16 protein-coding genes and 1 tRNA gene are annotated in these 18,193 nt (G+C 75.6%); 12 read left to right on the plus strand and 5 right to left on the minus strand.

Annotated features, from left to right (window positions below):
* Nucleotides 1-442 precede the first annotated feature (442 nt).
* From ACI781_RS14770 to ACI781_RS14780, 3 genes are all read left to right on the plus strand, one after another.
* Nucleotides 443-515, plus strand: a tRNA-Lys gene (locus ACI781_RS14770).
* A 167-nt stretch (nucleotides 516-682) separates the two neighbouring features.
* Complete coding sequence (locus ACI781_RS14775) at nucleotides 683-1,102, plus strand: hypothetical protein (RefSeq protein ID WP_456566870.1); 420 nt, start codon at nucleotides 683-685, stop codon at nucleotides 1,100-1,102.
* Nucleotides 1,103-1,250: 148 nt separating this feature from the next.
* Nucleotides 1,251-2,831 (plus strand): flagellin N-terminal helical domain-containing protein, encoded by a 1,581-nt coding sequence (locus ACI781_RS14780; protein ID WP_456566871.1) that lies wholly within the window; start codon nucleotides 1,251-1,253, stop codon nucleotides 2,829-2,831.
* An 87-nt stretch (nucleotides 2,832-2,918) separates the two neighbouring features.
* On the opposite strand, the gene ACI781_RS14785 is transcribed toward ACI781_RS14780, so the two are convergent.
* Genes ACI781_RS14785 through ACI781_RS14795 form a run of 3 tightly spaced genes read right to left on the minus strand, consistent with a single transcriptional unit; the run spans nucleotide 2,919 to nucleotide 6,216 of the window.
* Nucleotides 2,919-5,294 (minus strand): ATP-binding cassette domain-containing protein, encoded by a 2,376-nt coding sequence (locus tag ACI781_RS14785; RefSeq protein ID WP_456566872.1) that lies wholly within the window; start codon nucleotides 5,292-5,294, stop codon nucleotides 2,919-2,921.
* A gap of 29 nt (nucleotides 5,295-5,323) precedes the next feature.
* Nucleotides 5,324-5,758 (minus strand): VOC family protein, encoded by a 435-nt coding sequence (locus ACI781_RS14790; RefSeq protein WP_456566873.1) that lies wholly within the window; start codon nucleotides 5,756-5,758, stop codon nucleotides 5,324-5,326.
* A gap of 5 nt (nucleotides 5,759-5,763) precedes the next feature.
* Nucleotides 5,764-6,216, minus strand: a complete 453-nt coding sequence (locus ACI781_RS14795; protein ID WP_456566874.1) for a helix-turn-helix transcriptional regulator — start codon at nucleotides 6,214-6,216, stop codon at nucleotides 5,764-5,766.
* A 120-nt stretch (nucleotides 6,217-6,336) separates the two neighbouring features.
* Between ACI781_RS14795 and ACI781_RS14800 the strand changes: the two genes are divergently transcribed.
* The 9 genes from ACI781_RS14800 (at nucleotide 6,337) to ACI781_RS14840 (ending at nucleotide 15,491) form a co-directional block, all read left to right on the plus strand.
* Nucleotides 6,337-6,831, plus strand: coding sequence for a DUF2975 domain-containing protein (locus ACI781_RS14800; protein WP_456566875.1), 495 nt, complete (start codon nucleotides 6,337-6,339; stop codon nucleotides 6,829-6,831).
* Complete coding sequence (locus tag ACI781_RS14805) at nucleotides 6,831-7,070, plus strand: helix-turn-helix domain-containing protein (protein WP_456566876.1); 240 nt, start codon at nucleotides 6,831-6,833, stop codon at nucleotides 7,068-7,070. The genes ACI781_RS14800 and ACI781_RS14805 overlap by 1 nt, the downstream gene beginning before the upstream one ends.
* Nucleotides 7,067-8,242: an NAD(P)/FAD-dependent oxidoreductase gene (locus ACI781_RS14810; RefSeq protein WP_456566877.1), complete on the plus strand. Its 1,176-nt coding sequence runs from the start codon at nucleotides 7,067-7,069 to the stop codon at nucleotides 8,240-8,242. Before ACI781_RS14805 ends, ACI781_RS14810 begins: the two co-directional genes overlap by 4 nt.
* Before the next feature lie 225 nt (nucleotides 8,243-8,467).
* Nucleotides 8,468-8,713: a hypothetical protein gene (locus ACI781_RS14815; RefSeq protein WP_456566878.1), complete on the plus strand. Its 246-nt coding sequence runs from the start codon at nucleotides 8,468-8,470 to the stop codon at nucleotides 8,711-8,713.
* Nucleotides 8,703-9,623, plus strand: a complete 921-nt coding sequence (locus ACI781_RS14820; protein WP_456566879.1) for a hypothetical protein — start codon at nucleotides 8,703-8,705, stop codon at nucleotides 9,621-9,623. The genes ACI781_RS14815 and ACI781_RS14820 overlap by 11 nt, the downstream gene beginning before the upstream one ends.
* A gap of 235 nt (nucleotides 9,624-9,858) precedes the next feature.
* Nucleotides 9,859-10,473, plus strand: coding sequence for a hypothetical protein (locus ACI781_RS14825; protein ID WP_456566880.1), 615 nt, complete (start codon nucleotides 9,859-9,861; stop codon nucleotides 10,471-10,473).
* Nucleotides 10,474-10,632: 159 nt separating this feature from the next.
* Nucleotides 10,633-12,081 (plus strand): argininosuccinate synthase, encoded by a 1,449-nt coding sequence (gene argG / locus ACI781_RS14830; protein ID WP_456566881.1) that lies wholly within the window; start codon nucleotides 10,633-10,635, stop codon nucleotides 12,079-12,081.
* A gap of 9 nt (nucleotides 12,082-12,090) precedes the next feature.
* Nucleotides 12,091-12,759: an enoyl-CoA hydratase-related protein gene (locus ACI781_RS14835; protein WP_456566882.1), complete on the plus strand. Its 669-nt coding sequence runs from the start codon at nucleotides 12,091-12,093 to the stop codon at nucleotides 12,757-12,759.
* Between the two features lie 113 nt (nucleotides 12,760-12,872).
* Entirely contained in the window at nucleotides 12,873-15,491 is a 2,619-nt protein-coding gene (locus ACI781_RS14840) for an EAL domain-containing protein (protein ID WP_456566883.1), read from the plus strand.
* 15 nt (nucleotides 15,492-15,506) lie between these two features.
* Here ACI781_RS14840 and phaZ read toward each other — a convergent pair whose 3' ends face one another.
* Together phaZ and ACI781_RS14850 are read right to left on the minus strand one after the other, a co-directional pair.
* On the minus strand, nucleotides 15,507-16,343 hold the full coding sequence (gene phaZ, locus ACI781_RS14845; protein ID WP_456566884.1) for a poly(3-hydroxyalkanoate) depolymerase: 837 nt from the start codon (nucleotides 16,341-16,343) through the stop codon (nucleotides 15,507-15,509).
* Nucleotides 16,333-18,108: a PHA/PHB synthase family protein gene (locus tag ACI781_RS14850; protein ID WP_456566885.1), complete on the minus strand. Its 1,776-nt coding sequence runs from the start codon at nucleotides 18,106-18,108 to the stop codon at nucleotides 16,333-16,335. The genes phaZ and ACI781_RS14850 overlap by 11 nt, the downstream gene beginning before the upstream one ends.
* Nucleotides 18,109-18,193: the final 85 nt, after the last annotated feature.

The following is an 18,193-nucleotide window of genomic DNA, read 5'->3' on the forward strand; positions in this document are numbered from 1 at the left end:
CCCCGCCCCCGCGGGGGCCGGGGCCGGCGCCCCCCGCCCCGCGGGGGGGGGGGGCCGGGGGGGCGCGCGGCCCCCCCCCCCCCCCCCCCCCCCCCCCCCGGGGGGAACGGGGCGGCCGGGCCGGAGCCTGGCGTCCGCGGGCCCGCGGTGCGGGCTCCTCGGCGGAACGGACATGACGCTAGGTAAGCGGCACCGGGTGCCGCGATCCCCTGACCGGGTGACGGCCCCCGTCCGGGTGCGCGATGCGTCACCATTCCTGGCGCCACCCTGCCCGGCGACCGGTCCCTCGGATGAGGCCTCCGGTGCGGGATCGGCGGACCACGGTGCGGGGTCGCGACGGCGGAGCGCGCCACGTGCCTGGCCGAGCGGTCGTCCGGCTCCGCTGTCGGCGGTCGCCGGGGCCGGGCCGGCGGTAGCCTCGGCGCCGGGTCCGACACGGCCCGGGCCTCTAGCTCAACTGGCAGAGCAGCGGACTTTTAATCCGCGGGTTGTGGGTTCGATCCCCACGGGGCCCACACCGCGGGTGCCGTCGCGCCCGGTGCTCGACCACCGGGCCTCGCCGGAGCCGCGCCCAGCCGGGGTCGTCCGGACCGGATGACGACCGCGCGGCGGGAGGCGTTCACAAAGGACCTGCCGGTGCCGCGGTGGCCCGGTGGCGCGCGGCGACGACGCTCGCCGTGGCGTGACGGTGCCGGAGACGGTGGAGCTGGCCATGACCTCGACCGCGGACACCCGCGTCCAGCTGACGACGACCCCGACCGGTGGGACGGTCGTCCCCGCCCCCCGTGGGCCGACGGACGAACCCGGCCCGGTGCCCGGCTCGGAGGAGGAGCGACAGGCGGCGGCCGGGCCGCGCCACCCGGCGCACGGGGCGATCCGGCCCGTGGCGCACGACGCCGCCCGGCCCGACCCCCACCCCGAGCACGGGTCACGCGCCGGGTGGATCGCGCTGGCCTCCGCGACCGCGGCTGCGGCCTGGGTCGCCGGCTGGGTGGCCGGGGTGTCCTGGGCGTGGCGGACGATGACGCCCCACCTGCTCCGGCGGACCCATCCGCGCCCGGGGGCGCCCCTCGCCGGCACCGGGGCGGCGCGGCGGTCCTGAGCCCTGGTCCCCACGCCGGTCGCGGCGCGAGCGAGCGGTGAGGGGGAGGCGCGCACACCCCCCTGCCGGGTGTTCGGGTCAAGGAGAGCGGCTGGCGTTCCGTTAGGGAGGGAGCGGGCGTCGCGACGGCGGGGGGAGGGGACGAGCGGTGGGGTTGCTGGGCATCTCCACGAACCTCCCCGCGATCTCCGCGCACCGGGCCCTGGCGGTGGCGAACGGCTACCTGAGGACCTCGATCGAGCGGCTCTCGTCCGGCCTCCGGATCAACCGCGCCGCCGACGACGCGGCGGGCCTCGCCCTCTCCGAGGGGCTGCGCTCCGAGATCCGCGGGACGGCGCAGGCGGTGCGCAACGCGCAGGACGCGGTCAACGTCCTGCAGGTGGCCGACGGGGTGCTCGGCAGCACCGGCGCGATCCTGCAGCGCATGCGCGACCTCGCGGTCCAGGGCGCCAACAGCGGAGCCCTGGACGACGTCGCCTTCCAGGCGGTCCGGCGGGAGCTCACCCAGCTCCGGACCGAGCTGACGCGGATCGCGGGGACGGCGGCCGGCAGCGGTTCCCGGCTGCTGGACGGCACCTACCGCGGGGTGTTCCAGGTCGGCGCCTCCGTCGGCGACACCATCCGGGTCGACGTCACGTCCGCGTTCGACGCGCGCGGCCTGGGCGTCGGGGGCCTGGACCTCGGCCGGATCGGCGCCCCGGCGGTCGGCGTCACCCCGGCCCAGGGCCGGGCCGACGTCCTGCGCCCCGGGCAGCTCGTGTTCGTCGGCGCCACCGGCTCCGACGCCGCGCTGCAGGCGCTGACCGGCACCGTCCGGCTCTCCGGGGTCGATCTCGACCTGGGCGCGGTGATCGGGGCGGCCCTGGCGGTCACCCCCGGCGCCGGCCGCAGCCAGCTGGTCGCGGCGCTGAACGCCGCCGCCGCGGCCGCCGGCATCACGCACCAGCCGGACCCGTTCCTCGACGACGGCGACGACCTGATCCTGCGCGGCCCGGTGCCCAGCGCCTCGGCGTCCCCGGCCGACCTGGCCGACGCCAGCCCGGTGTCCACCGTCGTCCCGCCGCCGGCGGGGCTGGTCGCCGTGCCCGCCACGCTCTCGGACGGGCCGCGGGCCGGCCTGCTGACCTTCCCCGGGCGCACCAGGGCCGACATCACCGGCCTGGGCGGGACCATCACCGTCGGCGACAGGAGCCTGGACCTGGGGTCGATCGTCTACGTCGACACCGACGGCGACGGCCTGGTGGACGGCGACGAGGCGCTCGCGCAGCTGGACGCCGCCGCGAAGGCCGCCGGGATCACCCCGGACGACCACTCCTTCTCCGACGCCGCGTCCGTCGTCGTCTCCCCGGACTCCCACGGGACGGTGGACGGCGTCCTCACCTTCCGCGGGCCCGTGCCGGCCGCGACCGCGACGCCCGCCGAGCTGCTGGCCGCCACGCCCGTGTTCACCCCGACCCCGCCGCCGCTGACGGCGATCGACGAGGCGATCCGCCGGGTCGGCGCGCAGCGCGCCGAGCTCGGCGCCCTGCAGAACCGGGTCGAGCACACCGTCGACCGGCTGCGGGTCGCGCTGGAGAACGCCACGGCGGCGGAGTCGCGCATCCGGGACGCCGACATGGCGCAGGAGGCGGTGCGGCTGACGCGCGGGCAGATCCTGTCGCAGTCGGGCGCCGCGATGCTCGCCCAGGCGCACCGGGCCCCGCAGGCCCTGCTCGTCCTGCTGGGGTGATCGCGGCGGCCGCGGGTGTGCGCTCCGCCACCTCATCGGCGGGCGATGACGTGGCGGAGCGCACAGTCCCGCGGGAGCGACGGCGCGTCAGGCGCGGACGTACTCCGCCAGGTGCTGCCCGGTCAGCGTCGAGCGGGCGGCGACCAGGTCGGCCGGCGTCCCCTCGAACACCACCAGCCCGCCGTCGTGGCCGGCGCCGGGGCCCAGGTCCACGATCCAGTCGGCGTGCGCCATCACCGCCTGGTGGTGCTCGATGACGACGACGGACTTCCCGGACTCCACCAGCCGGTCCAGCAGCCCGAGCAGGTTCTGCACGTCGGCCAGGTGCAGCCCGGTCGTCGGCTCGTCGAGGACGTAGACCTCGCCCTTCTCCGCCATCTGCGCGGCCAGCTTGAGCCGCTGCCGCTCCCCGCCGGACAGCGTGGTGAGCGGCTGCCCGAGGGTGAGGTAGCCCAGCCCGACGTCGGCCAGGCGGCGCAGGATCGTGTGCGCGGCCGGCGTGCGGGCCTCGCCGCTGCCGAAGAACTCCTCCGCCTCGGTCACCGGCATCGCCAGGACCTCGGCGATGTCGCGGCCCCCGAACGTGTACTCCAGCACCGAGGCCTGGAAGCGCTTGCCCTCGCAGTCCTCGCACGGCGACTCGACGGTCGCCATGACCCCGAGCTCGGTGTAGATCACGCCGGCGCCGTTGCAGGTGGGGCAGGCGCCCTCGGAGTTCGAGCTGAAGAGCGCCGGCTTGACGCCGTTGGCCTTGGCGAACGCCTTGCGGATCGGCTCCAGCAGTCCCGTGTAGGTCGCCGGGTTGCTGCGCCGCGAGCCCTTGATCGCGCCCTGGTCGACCACCACCACGCCGTCGCGGGGGGCGACCGAACCGTGGATCAGCGAGCTCTTGCCGGACCCGGCGACCCCGGTGACGACGGTCAGCACGCCGAGCGGGATGTCGACGTCGACGTCGCGCAGGTTGTGCGTGGCCGCCCCGCGGACCTCCAGCACGCCCGTCGGCGTCCGCACCGAGGGCTTGAGCGAGGCCCGGTCGTGCAGGTGCCGCCCGGTGAGCGTGTCGCTGGCGCCCAGGCCCTCGACGGTGCCCTGGTAGACGACCTGGCCGCCGCCGGACCCGGCCCGCGGCCCCAGGTCCACGACGTGGTCGGCGATCGCGATCGTCTCGGGCTTGTGCTCGACGACGAGCACGGTGTTGCCCTTGTCCCGAAGCTGCCGCAGCAGCCCGTTCATCCGCTCGATGTCGTGCGGGTGCAGCCCGATCGTCGGCTCGTCGAAGACGTAGGTGACGTCGGTGAGCGAGGACCCGAGGTGGCGGATCATCTTCGTGCGCTGCGCCTCGCCACCGGACAGCGTCCCTGCCGGGCGGTCCAGCGACAGGTAGCCCAGGCCGATCCCGGTGAACGAGTCGAGCAGGTGCTGCAGGCCGTCCAGCAGCGGCTTCACCGACGGTGCCTCGAGCGCGCGGACCCACTCGGCCAGGTCGCTGATCTGCATCGCGCACAGGTCGGCGATGTTCTTCCCCTCGACCAGGGACGACCGCGCCTCCGGGGTCAGCCGGGTGCCCTCGCACTCCGGGCAGCGCTGGAAGGTGATCGCCCGCTCCACGAAGGCGCGGATGTGCGGCTGCATCGCGTCGACGTCCTTGGAGAGCATCGACTTCTGGATCTTCGGGATCACGCCCTCGTAGGTGAGGTTGATGCCCTCGACCTTGATCTTCGTCGGCTCCTTGTAGAGCAGGTCGTCGAGCTCCTTCTTCGTGAACCGGCCGATCGGCTTGTCCATGTCGAAGCCGAAGCCGCTGAAGATCCGGCCGTACCAGCCGTCCATGCTGTAGCCCGGCACCGTCAGGGCGCCTTGCGACAGCGACTTCGTCTCGTCGTAGAGCGCCGTCAGGTCGAAGTCCGAGACCGAGCCCATGCCCTCGCAGCGCGGGCACATGCCGCCCAGGTAGGTCACGTCGCGGACGACGTTCTTCTCCACCCGCCCGCCGGCCTTCTCGGTGCTCATCACGCCGCTGGCCCTGCGGGTGGGGATGTTGAAGGAGAAGGCCGTCGGCGGGCCGATGTGCGGCGTGCCCAGCCGGCTGAACAGGATGCGCAGCATCGCGTTGGCGTCGGTGGCGGTGCCGACGGTGGAGCGCGGGTTGGCGCCCATCCGCTCCTGGTCGACGAGGATCGCCGTCGTCAGGCCCTCCAGGCGGTCCACCTCCGGCCGGGCCAGCGACGGCATGAAGCCCTGCACGAAGGCGCTGTAGGTCTCGTTGATCATCCGCTGGGACTCGGCGGCGATGGTGTCGAAGACCAGCGAGCTCTTGCCCGAGCCCGACACCCCGGTGAACACCGTCAGGCGGCGCTTGGGGATCTCGACGCTGACGTCCTTGAGGTTGTTCACCCGGGCGCCCAGGACGCGGATCAGGTCGTGGCCGTCCGCGGGGTGCCGATCGTCGCCGCGCGTGCTCATGGAGGTCTCCGTCTGCTGGAAGAACGGGGTCAGGGCAGCTGCTGGATCCGGACCATGTTCCCGGCAGGGTCGCGGAAGGCGCAGTCCCGTACACCGTACGGCTGGTCGACCGGTTCCTGGACCACCTCGGCGCCCCGGCTCGACAGCCGGTCGAAGACGCCGTCCAGGTCGCGGGTGGCGAGGATCAGGCTGGCGTAGGTGCCCTTGGCCATCATCTCGGCGATCGTGCGGCGCTCGTCGTCGGTGATGCCGGGGTCGGCGGCCGGCGGGTGCAGGACCACCGAGGTGCCCCCGCCGCCGGCGGGGCCGACGGTGATCCAGCGCATCTGGCCGGCGCCGACGTCGAGGCGCACCTCGAAGCCCACGGTGTCCCGGTAGAAGGCCAGCGAGGCCTCGGGGTCGTCGGTGGGGAGGAAGGTCTGGTGGATCGCGATGTCCGGCGTGCCGTTCGGGATGGTGTCCATGGCGGTCACGCTAGGGACGCCGCCCCCGCCGGTGCTTCTCGATTCCTGACCGGTCGGGTGACCTGCTTGGCCACGCACGGCGGGAGCCCCGCCGTCCCGCCGGCGGCGGCCCGGCGGTAGGCGCTCGGCGGCATGCCGACGAGCTCGGTGAACCGGGTGCTGAAGGTCCCCAGCGAGGAGCAGCCGACGGCGAAGCAGACCTCGGTGACCGTCAGGTCCCCCCGGCGCAGCAGCGCCATCGCCCGCTCGATCCGGCGGGTCATCAGGTACGAGTAGGGGGACTCCCCGTAGGCCCGCTTGAACTCCCGGCTCAGGTGCCCGGCCGACATGTGCACGCCGCGGGCCAGCGCCGCGACGTCCAGGGGCTGCGCGTACTCCCGGTCCATCCGGTCCCGCACCCGCCGCAGCAGCGCCAGGTCGCGCAGTCGCTGCCGCTCGTCGCCGCCGCTGCTGGTCATCGGTGCCATCGTGCCGCCCGGGCGCTTGGGCGGGAAGTCCCGCTCGGGCGGGTCACCCTTTCTGCCGACACGCGGTAGTAATCCATCGACTTCCGATCGACAGTGCGCGAGAGTCGATGTATGACTCGGATGAACCGCGTGGTGGTCCCGCTGCGGGTGCTGCTCGCCCTGGTGTTCACGGCGCTGCTCGGCGCGCAGGTCGGGGCCGTGCCCCGGGTGCTCCCCGACCTCGCCGACCCGTCGCTGGAGCAGTCGGTCGTGCGCGCGGTCATGCTCACCGCGGCGGTGCTCGCGCTGGCCTGCGTCCAGGTGGTGCTGGTCTGCACCTGGAAGCTGCTGACCCTCGTCACCGACGACCGGATCTTCAGCGCGGCCGCGATGCCCTGGGTCGACGCGATCGTCCGCGCCGTCGTCACCGGCTGGCTGATGCTGCTCACCACATTCGTCTGCTCGTACTACTTCATCGTCGACGACGTCAGCGACGACGCCGCGCTGCCGGTGCTGCTCCTCGTGCTGCTGCTCGTCGGGGCCGTCGTCGGGCTGCTCCTGCTGGTCATGCGGGCCCTGCTGCGGCAGGCCACGACGCTGCGCACCGACCTCGAGGCGGTCATCTGATGCCGATCGTCGTCCGCATCGACGTGGAGCTCGCCCGCCGGAAGATGAGCGTCGGGGAGTTCGCCGAGCGTGTCGGCCTCACCCCCGCCAACGTGGCCGTGCTGAAGAACGGCCGGGCCAAGGCCGTCCGGTTCAGCACGCTGGAGGCGATGTGCCGGGTGCTCGGCTGCCAGCCCGGTGACCTGCTCGAGTGGGTGCCCGACGAGGCGCCGGTCGCGCCGGCCGAGCGGTCCCGGTGACCGGCCCCCGGGCGGTCGACGTCCTGGTCGTCGGGGCCGGCCTGGCGGGGCTGCACACCGCCACCCTGCTGGCCGAGCGGGGCCACGAGGTGCTGCTCGCCGAGCGCCGGCCGTCCCTCACCGCGGCGATCCGGACGACCGGCATCTTCGTCCGCCGCACCCTCGACGACTTCCCGCTCCCGCCGGAGTGCCTGGGGCCGCCGATCCGCCGGGTCGTGCTGTACCCGCCGGACCGCCGGCGCCCCGTGGAGCTGGTCAGCGGCCGCGACGAGTTCCGCGTCGGCGACATGGGGGCGCTGTACCGGGCGGCCGCCGACCGCGCGGCCGGCGCGGGGGTGCGCATCCGCCTGGGGACCCGCTACGCCGGCCGCCGCGACGGCGTGAGCCTGCTCGACGGGCCCGACGGGCCGGTGGCCGTGCGCGCCCGCTTCGTCGTCGGTGCCGACGGCGCCCGCTCCCGGGTGGCCGGCGACCTCGGCCTGGACCGCAACCGGCACCTGCTGGTCGGCGCCGAGGAGGTCTTCCCGGTGCCGCCGTCGGGCCGGCCGCCCACGTTCCACTGCGTCCTCGACCCCACCCTGGCGCCGGGGTACCTGGCCTGGGCCGTCGACGACGGCCGGCACGCGCACGTCGGCGTCGCCGGCCTGCCGTCCCGGTTCCCGCACGGGCTGCGCGGCGCCCTCGACCGCTTCACCGCCACCGCCCCCGGCCTGGACGGCGGGGTCCGCCCCGCGGACGTCGAGCGCCGCGGCGGCCCGATCCCCGTCGGCGGCCTGCTGCGCCGCATCGGCTGCGCCGGCGGGTTGCTCGTCGGTGACGCCGCGGGCGCGGTCTCCCCGCTCACCGCCGGCGGCCTGGACCCGTGCCTGCGGCTGTCCGCGCACGCCGCCGCCGTCCTCGACGAGGCGCTGCGCACCGGCCGGGCCGACGTCCTCGCCGCCTACGACGGCGCAGCGCTGCGCGCCCGCTTCCGCGGCCGGCTGCTGCTCCGTCACGGCCTGTCCCAGGTGCGCACGCCCGGCACGGCATCGGCGGCGTTCGCCCTCCTGCGCACCCCGCCGGGTCGCGCCGCGGCGCGCCGGGTGCTGTTCGGCGACCGGTCCTTCCCGACCCCCGCGCCGGTCCGCGGGACACGCCGCGACATGCCGCCGGGCCGGGTGTCGCCGGCGTGACCGCGGGCCCGCGGCGGGCCCGCACGCTGGGGAAACGCGTCCGGAGTCGACAAGGCGGTGCTGCCAGGGGCGGGTCGGCGTCCGGTGTGGGGTCCTGCACAACGAATGGGTGACGGCGCCCGTCGCGTCGTGTCCGGAGAGCCGGTCCGGGGCCTGCGGCACCCCACCATTCGTGCTGTCCGCGGCACTTCCCCGGCCGCGACGGACCGCCCGAGGAGCACCCCCGTGAACGCGCCCCCCGCACAGGTGACCCGACCGACGCCCCACACCCTCGACGACGAGTGGACGGGCCTGGCCGGCCTGCTGGACCTCTTCTCGGCAGAGGAGCCGGCGACCGGTACCCCCGCGACCGTCCGGCCGCGCCCCTCGCTGCGGGCCTCGGGCGCCCGCGTCGTGGCGTGGACCCGGGCGTCGTCCCAGCGCGCGGCCTCCTGGGGCTCCGGGCCGCAGGGAGCCTTCCGTGCCTGGTGAGGAGCTGGCCCTGCTCTGGCCGGCGGTGACCCTGCTGGGGTTCCTCGTCCTGGCCGCGCTCGTCGTCGCCCTGGGCACCAGCTCCACGGCGCGGTACGAGTTCGAGCGCAACGGCGTGCAGGCCGCCCGCCGCCGGACCGAGGCCGCCGCGCCCGCGGTCGAGGTCGCGGCCGGCGCGGTCGCCGTCCCGGCCGCCCCCACGGGCGGCATGGGCGCCGCCGCGACCCCCGGCCCGGCCCGGGCCGAGCAGGCCGGTTCGGTCGGCCTCGCGACCCAGCCCACCACCCACACGGCGACCCACCCGGCCGGCCGGCGGCTGGGCGAGACCGGCTCGGCCCCGGCCTGGTGGCTGGTGGACGAGCTGGCCGACCAGCCCGGCGAGCACGCGGTCTCCGGCCCGTTCGCCGACCGGGTCGAGGCCGACTGGGCCCTGCTGTCGCACGGCCTGGCCGACTCCACCCGCGTGGTCTTCGGCTCCCAGCGTGCCGACGGGGCGATCGTGCGCCGGCAGCTGCCGACCGAGCGCGCCTGGCTGGCCGAGCTCGGGCAGCAGCTGGACCGGCTCGCCGACGACTGGGACGACCTCGTCACCGACGACGACGCCCTCACCACGCTCGTCGTCGAGGTCGCCGCGGTCCTCGTGGAGGCCGGGCTGCCGCTGCACGACTGCGCCGGGGACGGCGCCGCCGGCGGTGTCTGCCTGAGCCCCGGCCCGGCGCACGCCGGTGTCCTGGTCACCTGGCACCAGCACGACCGGATGAGCGTGCAGCAGGTGCGCGGCGCGGCGCTGGAGGCCTCGGTGCAGCGGACGATGAGCGCCGCGCTCGCCGAGCTGCTGCGCACGGTCGGCTTCGAGGTCGAGCCCTTCGGGACCAGCGGCTGCTGGATGGTCACGCCCGGCCCGGCGTGACCCGCCCGGCCCCCGCCCCGGCGGCGCAGGCTGCGCTCCGGGGCGGGTCGGCAACTCCCCGTGGCCGCCGCGCAGCGACGGGGCGACGCGCCGGGGGTGGCCCCGGCCGGACGGCGGGTCGGCGCAGGTCCGGCCCCTACTTTGCGAAGACCCCGAGCGACCGGCCGCGGCCGGCAGGCGGGGGACCGGCGGACCTCCCCGCCGCCGGTCGGGTCCAGGAGGAGTGGTGCAGCACGTGAGTCGTCTCCCCGTCACCGGTGTCGCCGTCGGCGGTGCCACCGCCCTCGGCTGGTGGCTGACCGAGGTCGAGGAGGACGGGCGCGGGCCCGTCGTCGCCGGCCCGTTCCCGACCCGGCAGGAGGCCGGCTGGGCCGCCGCCGGGCACGCCCCGGGCGCCGTCGAGACCGTCTACGGCATGCAGCGCCCCGACGGCCGGGTCAAGCGCCGGCCCTCGCCGCAGGAGTGGGCCTGGCTGGCCCACCTCGGCGAGCAGCTGGGCCGCCTGCCGGAGGAGTGGGACGAGGTCGTCGACGACGAGGACCCGCTGAGCACCCTGGCGGTCGAGGTCACCGCCGCGCTGGCGGAGGCCGGGCTGCCGCTGCACGACGCGGCGGGGGAGGACAACGCCCTGGGCGGGGCCAGCCTGCGCTGCGAGCCCGACCTGGACGGCATCGTGGTGACCTGGCGCCAGCACGAGCGGATGAGCGTCGACCAGGTGCACGGCGCCGCGGTGGACAGCGCGGTGCAGCAGGTGATGAACCGGGCGGTCGCCGACGTCCTGCACGTCCGCGGGTTCGACGTCGAGGTCTTCGGCGGCGGCTGCGGCCACGTCGTCCGCCGCGCCGCCTGAGCTGCCCGCCCGGGGCACCCGCCCTGCCCCGGCCCCCCGCCGAGGCATGGGAAGCCATCCCCACGTCGCCGCACCGCCGACGTGGGGATGGCTTCCCATGCCTGGAGCGGCGCGGGGGCGCCTGTGCATGGTCATGCATGGGTGTGCATAATCAGAGCCATGTCCAAGGTGCTCAGTTCCCTCCCCGTCGGCGAGCGGGTCGGCATCGCCTTCTCCGGCGGGCTCGACACGTCCGTCGCCGTCGCGTGGATGCGTGACAAGGGCGCGGTGCCCTGCACCTACACCGCCGACATCGGTCAGTACGACGAGCCCGACATCGCCTCGGTCCCCGGCCGCGCCGCGGCCTACGGCGCCGAGGTCGCCCGGCTGGTGGACGCGAAGGCGGCCCTGGTCGAGGAGGGGCTGGCCGCGCTGACCTGCGGCGCCTTCCACATCCGCTCGGGCGGGCGCGCCTACTTCAACACCACCCCGCTGGGTCGCGCGGTGACCGGCACGCTGCTGGTCCGCGCCATGCTCGAGGACGACGTCCAGATCTGGGGCGACGGGTCGACCTTCAAGGGCAACGACATCGAGCGCTTCTACCGCTACGGCCTGCTGGCCAACCCGGCGCTGCGCATCTACAAGCCGTGGCTGGACGCCGCGTTCGTCACCGAGCTCGGCGGGCGCACCGAGATGTCGCAGTGGCTGGTCGCCCACGGGCTGCCCTACCGCGACAGCACCGAGAAGGCCTACTCGACCGACGCCAACATCTGGGGCGCCACGCACGAGGCCAAGCGGCTGGAGCACCTGGACACCGGCCTGGAGATCGTCGAGCCGATCATGGGCGTCCGCTTCTGGGACCCCGAGGTGGAGATCCCGGCCGAGGACGTGACGATCGGGTTCGCCCAGGGCCGCCCGGTCACCGTCAACGGCAAGGAGTTCGACTCCGCCGTCGACCTCGTGCTGGAGGTGAACGCCATCGGCGGCCGGCACGGGCTGGGCATGAGCGACCAGATCGAGAACCGGATCATCGAGGCGAAGAGCCGCGGGATCTACGAGGCGCCCGGCATGGCGCTGCTGCACATCGCCTACGAGCGGCTGGTCAACGCCATCCACAACGAGGACACCATCGCCACCTACCACTCGGAGGGCCGCCGGCTGGGCCGCCTGCTCTACGAGGGCCGCTGGCTGGACCCGCAGTCGCTGATGCTGCGCGAGTCCCTGCAGCGGTGGGTCGGCATGGCCGTCACCGGCGAGGTCACGCTGCGCCTGCGGCGCGGCGAGGACTACTCGGTCCTCGACACCGCCGGCCCGGCGTTCAGCTACCACCCGGACAAGCTCTCCATGGAGCGGACGGCGGACTCGGCGTTCGGCCCGACCGACCGCATCGGCCAGCTGACCATGCGCAACCTCGACATCGCCGACTCCCGCGCGAAGCTGGAGCAGTACGCGGGGCTGGGCATGGTCGGCACCGCGCAGCCGGCGCTCGTCGGAGCGGCGCAGGCCGCCTCGACCGGGCTCATCGGCGCCCTGTCGGCCGGCGGGGCGGAGACGATCGCCTCGCGCGGCGAGGTGTCGCGCGACGAGGAGCTGCTCGACCGGGCCGCCATGGAGGCCGGGACCGACTAGCGTCGCGGGGTGCCCACCCTCGCCCGCACGGACGACGTCTTCCTCCTCGACCTCGGGGACGGGGAGAACCGCTTCACCCCGGACTGGCTCACCGACCTCGAGCACGCCCTCGACGAGGTCGCGCTGGCCGACGGGGCCCGGGCGCTGGTCACCACGGCCGGCGGGCGGTTCTACAGCAACGGCCTGGACCTGGACTGGATGCTGGCCCACCCCGAGGCGGGCGACGCCTACGCCGCCCGGGTCGAGGCCGTCCTCGCCCGGGTCCTCGCCGCGCCCCTGTACACCGTCGCGGCGATGCCGGGGCACGCCTTCGGCGCGGGCGCCATGCTCGCGCTCTGCCACGACCACCGCGTGATGCGGGCCGACCGCGGCTTCTGGTGCCTGCCCGAGGTCGCCCTCGGCCTGCCGTTCATGCCGGGGATGGCCGCGTTGATCCAGAACCGTCTCGCGCCGCAGGTCGCGCACCAGGCGATGGTCACCGGCCGCCGCTACGGGGGGACCGAGGCCGCGGCGGCCGGGATCGTCGACGTCGCCGTGGCCGCGGAGGTGGTCCGGCCGACCGCCGTCGAGGCCGCGCGGGCGCACGCGGGGCTGGCGGGATCGGCCATGCAGCGGATCAAGAGCACCATGTACTGGCCGGTGCTCGCGGCCCTGCACGGCAGCGGCGCCCGCAGCTGACCCACCGACTCCCCCCGGAGGGGTGAGGCCACCTCCAGAGCGAGACTGCGGGGTCCGATACCGGGCTCATGCGCATCCTGGCCCGCAGGCCCCGACGGGGACTGCCCCTGTGGGTGTACCTGTCGGCCCTGGCCCTCATCCCGCAGCTGGGCGTCATCTGGCTGACCTGGCTCGTGGCCGCCGATCAGCGGTCCGAGGTGGACGGCGCCCGCCGCGCCGAGCAGGCGGTGCACGCCCTCGCCCTGATCGACGTCGCCCGGGCCAGCGTCGAGCACGAGATCGTGCCGGCGCTCGCGGCGACCGTCGTGGACGACGACACCGTGGCGCAGCGGCTCGGCCTGCCCCGCGGCCTGGTCACCGGGGTGGGCAGCCAGATGCGGGTCGGGGTCAGCGAGTCGCGGGTCGAGACGGACGCCGCCCTCGCCGCCCTCGACACCCTCCCCGCCGACCTGCCCGGCCGCTCCGCCACCGCGCGCGCCACCGGACAGCTGGCGGACCTGCGGGCGAGCATCGACACGCAGGCCGTGCCCGTCGAGGACATCTACTTCCGCTACGTCGACGTCGCCAACTCGCTGGCCCAGGCGCAGCTGCAGGCCGCGGCCGCGATCAACGCCGAGGACGTGCCCGCGGCGACCCTGCGCGCCACGCAGGACGTGCAGATCACCTCGGCGCTGGCGCAGAGCTCGGCGCGACTGTTCCCGCTCTTCCTCGCCGCGCAGCTGGACGCCGGCGAGCTGTCGGCCGGCTCCCGCCTGGCCGGTCAGGCCGCCTGGCTGGACTGGCAGAGCGCCGTGCGGCTGACGGACGAGCTCTCCCAGCCGGAGCTGGTCCGGGCGTGGCAGCTGGTCCGGGAGGACCCGGTGTCGACGTCGCTGGACTCGATGCTGGCCCGGCACGCCACCGGCTCGCTGCCCCGGCTCGCCCTGACCGACCTCGTCCCCCTGACGGCCCTGGGCAGCGAGCGGGACGAGCTGCTCAACGGCCTGGTGGCCACCGCGGCCGACCGGGCGGACGACCTCGCCGAGGGCGACATCCGGGCGGCCGAGGAGGCCGTCCACATGACACTGCAGCTCGGTGTCGTGCTCACGCTGCTCAGCGTGGCGGTGGGCGCCGCCGTGGGCGTGCACATCGGCCGCCGTCTCGGGGTGCTCGCCGACCAGGCCGGCCAGGTGAGCCAGGGTTCCCTGGTCGAGGTGCAGGTGGCCGGGCCCCGGGAGGTGCGCACCGTCTCCGCGGCGCTGCGCGCCACGGTCGCGAGCCTGCGCCGGCTGCAGCACCAGGCCGCCGCCGTGGCCCGCGGCGACCTGGACGACCGGTTGCTCGACCAGCCGCTGCCCGGCCCGCTCGGCGAGGTCGTGCACGCGTCGGTGCAGCAGATGGTCACCTCCGTCCGGGAGCGGGAGGAGCTGCAGGTCGCGCTGGCCCACCGGGCGGCGCACGACCCGCTGACCGAGCTGCCCAACCGTGCCCAGGCGGTCGCGGCCGTCACCGGGGCCCTGCACCGCGCCCAGCGCTCCGGCGGCACCACCGGCCTGCTGTTCGTCGACCTCGACGGCTTCAAGGCCGTCAACGACCGGCACGGCCACGCCGGCGGCGACGCCGTGCTGCGCACCACCGCGGCCCGGATGCTGGCCGCCGTCCGCAGCGGCGACACGGTCTGCCGGCTGGGCGGGGACGAGTTCGTCGTCCTGGTCGAGCAGGTCGAGGACGAGCAGGAGCTCGTGGCGCTGGCCGAGCGGCTCGTCGCCGCGGTCGGCCGTCCGGTCGACGTCGACGGCGCGCAGGTGCGGGTGGGCGCCAGCATCGGGGTCGCGGTCAGCCGCGACGGCGGCACCGACCCCGACGTCCTCTTCGCCGAGGCGGACACGGCCGCCTACCGGGCCAAGGCGCACGGCCGCGGGCGCGCCGAGGTCTTCGACGACGACCTGCGCCGGCAGCTGACCGAGCGGTCCGCCACCGAGGCCGCGATCGCGGCCGGCCTGGAGGCCGGCGAGATGCGGGTGCACTACCAGCCGGTGCACGACCTCGCCCGCGGCACGGTCACCGGGTTCGAGGCGCTGGTCCGCTGGTACCGGCCGGGCGCCGGTCCGGTGCCGCCGGACCGCTTCGTCCCCGTCGCCGAGGCCTCGGGGCTCATCTGCGACCTCGACCGCTGGGTGCTGGTCGAGGCCACCCGGCAGCTCGCCGAGTGGCGCGCCGCGGCCCCCGCGGGGGCGGAGCCGTCCGTCACCGTCGCCGTCAACGTCTCCGGGCGGCACCTGGCCGAGCCGCGGATCGTGCGGGACGTCGCCGACGCGCTCGCCGCCTCGGGGCTGCCCGCCGAGCTGCTCGTGCTGGAGGTGACCGAGACGGTGCTGGTCAGCGACCCGGCCGCGTACGAGCACCTGGCGGCCCTGCGGGCGATGGGGGTGCGCATCGCCATCGACGACTTCGGCACCGGCTACACCTCGATCGGCCAGCTGCGGCACGTTCCGGTGGACACGCTGAAGATCGACCGCAGCTTCGTCGGGTCCGCCGACGCCGGGAACGAGGCGCTGGTGGCGCTCATGATCCGGGCCGCGCACACGTTCGGGCTGACCGTCGTCGCCGAGGGCGTGGAGGAGCCCGGGCAGCTGGCCCGCCTGCGGGCCGAGGGCTGCGACCACGCGCAGGGCTACCTGCTGCACCGGCCGCTGCCGCCGCAGGAGGCCGGCGCCCTGCTGCGCCCCGCGCCCGCCGTGCTCCGGGCGTGAGCCGGGGCCGGCGGCTCACCGGTCGAGGAAGTCCTCCACCACCGGTACCAGCTGGTCGGCCTCGGTGAGCAGCGCCAGGTGGCCGCCGCGGTAGACGTGCACCTGGGCGTCGGGCAGCAGCCGGCCCATGATCCGCGCGTTCGCCACCGGGATGATCGGGTCGTCGTCCCCGGCGAGCACCAGCGTGGGCTGCCGGATCAGCCGCAGGAACGGCAGGCTGCTCCAGCCCGTGCTCGCGGCCAGCTGGTAGTAGTAGCCGCGCCGCGGGCCGATCCGGGCCGCGGCGTGCAGGACCCGTGCCGCCCGGTCGGGGTCCGAGCGCATGCTGCCGCCGTAGATCTCCCCGGCGATCTGCCGGGCGTACTCGGGGTCGCGGTGCCGCCGCGGGGTGAGCATGCGGCCCAGGACCCGCGGGGACCCCGGCACCATGAGCGTGCCGGTGCCGGTGGCCGCCAGCACCAGCCGCCGGCAGCGCCGCCGGTGCTGGACGGCGAAGTGCTGGGCCAGGCCACCGCCCCAGGAGAGGCCCAGGACGTCGACCGGGCGGTCGTGGCCGAGGCGGTCGAGCACCCCGGCGACGACGGGCGTCAGGGTGCCCAGCACATAGGGCACCACCGGCCGCGGGGAACCGCCCACCCCCGGGACGTCGAACCGCACCACCGTCCGCCGGGGGTCCAGCGCGTCGACGAGCGGCTGGAGCACCTCGAGGCTCGCGCCGATGCCGTTCATCAGCAGCAGCGGCGGCACCGCCGCGTCAGTGCCGGGGCGCACCGCCACCCGCAGGCTGCGCCCGGCCGCGGCGACCGTCCGGACGATCTCCCGCGGCCGGGCGCGGGCCCGGTCACGACTCATGCACGTAGCTCCCGGGCGCGTCCCCGAGCGGCGGGTGCGCGTCGGAGCCCAGGCGCTGCGGCGCGGGCACCTCGTCCCCGCTGCGCTCGCCCAGCCAGGCGGTGTAGTCCGGCCACCACGAGCCCGTCACCTTCTCCGCCGCGGCCAGCCACTCCTCGGGGTCGGCCGGCGTCCGCGGGGCGACCTGGAAGGTGGACTTCGGGTTGGACGGCGGGTTCACCAGCGACGCGATGTGGCCGTTGGTGGACAGCACGAAGCGGCTGCGGCCACCGAGCAGTTGCGTCGTGCGGTAGCAGGCCTGCCAGGGGCACAGGTGGTCGGCGACGCCCGCGGTGACGTAGGTGTCGACGTCGACGGCGGACAGGTCCACCGGCGTCCCGAGCATCCGGGCCGCCCCGGGCCGGGTGAGCGCGTTGTCCACCGCGATGCCGATGAAGTCCCGGTGCAGCCCGGCGGTCATGCGGGTGGTGTCGGCGTTCCAGAAGAGGATGTCGAAGGCCGGCGGCGGCTTGCCCTGCAGGTAGTTGTTGACCCAGTAGTTCCAGACCAGGTCGTTGGGGCGCAGCCAGGCGAAGACCTCGGCCAGCATCGCGCCGTCCAGGTAGCCCTTCTCGCGGGAGCGCTCGACGGCGTCCTGCACGGCCTCGCGGTCCATGAGCGCCGACACGGTGCCCGCCCGCGACCAGTCCAGGACGGTGACGGCGAAGCTCGCCGAGGCCACCCGCGCCGGCCCGCCGGTCGCGGCGAGGTGCGCCAGCACCATCGCGGTGATGATCCCGCCGGAGCAGAAGGCCTGCAGGGACACCCGGTCGCTGCCGGTGACCTCCGCGGCGGCGTCCATCGCGTCGAGGACGGCCTGCCCGTAGTCGTCCAGGCCCCACGCGGCGTGCTCGGCCGTCGGGTTCCGCCAGCTGATCATGAAGACCTGCTGTCCGGCGGCGACGTAGTGCTCCACGATGCTGCGGCCCGGCGCGAGGTCGGTGATGTAGTACTTGTTGATCGTCGGCGGGACCATGAGCAGCGGGACGGCGCGCACCCGCTCGGTCGTCGGCCGGTACTGGATGAGCTCGAAGACCGGCGTCCGCAGCACCACGGCCCCGGGCGTGACCGCGAGGTCCCCGCCCACGGTGAAGGCGTCGGGCTCCACCATCGAGGGCACGCGCGGCGGCGAGGTCAGGTCGTTGACGAGCCGCCGCGTGCCGCCGATGACGTTCCTCCCGCCGGTGTCGATGACCGCCTTCCACATCAGCGGGTTCAGCGGCGGGACGTTGCTCGGCGCCAGGGCGTCGACCAGGTTGGTCAGGGAGAAGCGCACCCGCTCGTCGTCCTGCCACTCCAGCTGCGCGTCGTCGACCAGGCCGACGGCGGCCCGCGCGGTCGCGATGTGGGCCTGCATGGCCCGGTGCAGGAGCGAGTTGCCGCGCCAGGCCGGGTCGGCGAAGCGCTTGTCCTTGGGCGAGGCCTCGATGTCGCTGCGGCCGACGGCGATGCGGGCGAGGTCCTGCACCAGCGTGCCGGCGCGGCGGGCGACGGCGTCGGGCCGGCGGGCCAGCGAGGCGCCGAACCGGACCGTCGTCCGCGCCGGGGGCACCAGCCGGCGCAGCGGGCCGCGGGCGCCGTCGACGAGCACCATGTCCAGCCCGGTCATCGCCTCGGCGGCGGCCTCGCCGGCCTGCGCCGGCCCGCTGTCGAGGCGCTCGCGGGTGGCGGTGGGCGCCGTGCTCGGCTCACCGCGCGGGGTGCTGGTCTCGCGGGCGGTCGTCATGCCGGCCTCCTCGGCTGCTCGGCGGCGCCTGTGACCTGGAACACTCAACCACGGACGGCGGGCTCCGGCGCGGTGGCCGGGGACG

This window comes from Blastococcus sp. SYSU D00695 (assembly GCF_054050555.1).

What these genes read in the sequence shown, in the direction of transcription:
- ACI781_RS14785 (WP_456566872.1), bottom strand. Translation starts at nt 5,294, where the DNA reads ATGAGCACGCGCGGCGACGATCGGCACCCCGCGGACGGCCACGACCTG.
- ACI781_RS14790 (WP_456566873.1), bottom strand. Translation starts at nt 5,758, where the DNA reads ATGGACACCATCCCGAACGGCACGCCGGACATCGCGATCCACCAGACC.
- ACI781_RS14795 (WP_456566874.1), bottom strand. Translation starts at nt 6,216, where the DNA reads ATGACCAGCAGCGGCGGCGACGAGCGGCAGCGACTGCGCGACCTGGCG.
- ACI781_RS14800 (WP_456566875.1), top strand. Translation starts at nt 6,337, where the DNA reads ATGACTCGGATGAACCGCGTGGTGGTCCCGCTGCGGGTGCTGCTCGCC.
- ACI781_RS14805 (WP_456566876.1), top strand. Translation starts at nt 6,831, where the DNA reads ATGCCGATCGTCGTCCGCATCGACGTGGAGCTCGCCCGCCGGAAGATG.
- argG (WP_456566881.1), top strand. Translation starts at nt 10,633, where the DNA reads ATGTCCAAGGTGCTCAGTTCCCTCCCCGTCGGCGAGCGGGTCGGCATC.
- phaZ (WP_456566884.1), bottom strand. Translation starts at nt 16,343, where the DNA reads ATGAGTCGTGACCGGGCCCGCGCCCGGCCGCGGGAGATCGTCCGGACG.
- ACI781_RS14850 (WP_456566885.1), bottom strand. Translation starts at nt 18,108, where the DNA reads ATGACGACCGCCCGCGAGACCAGCACCCCGCGCGGTGAGCCGAGCACG.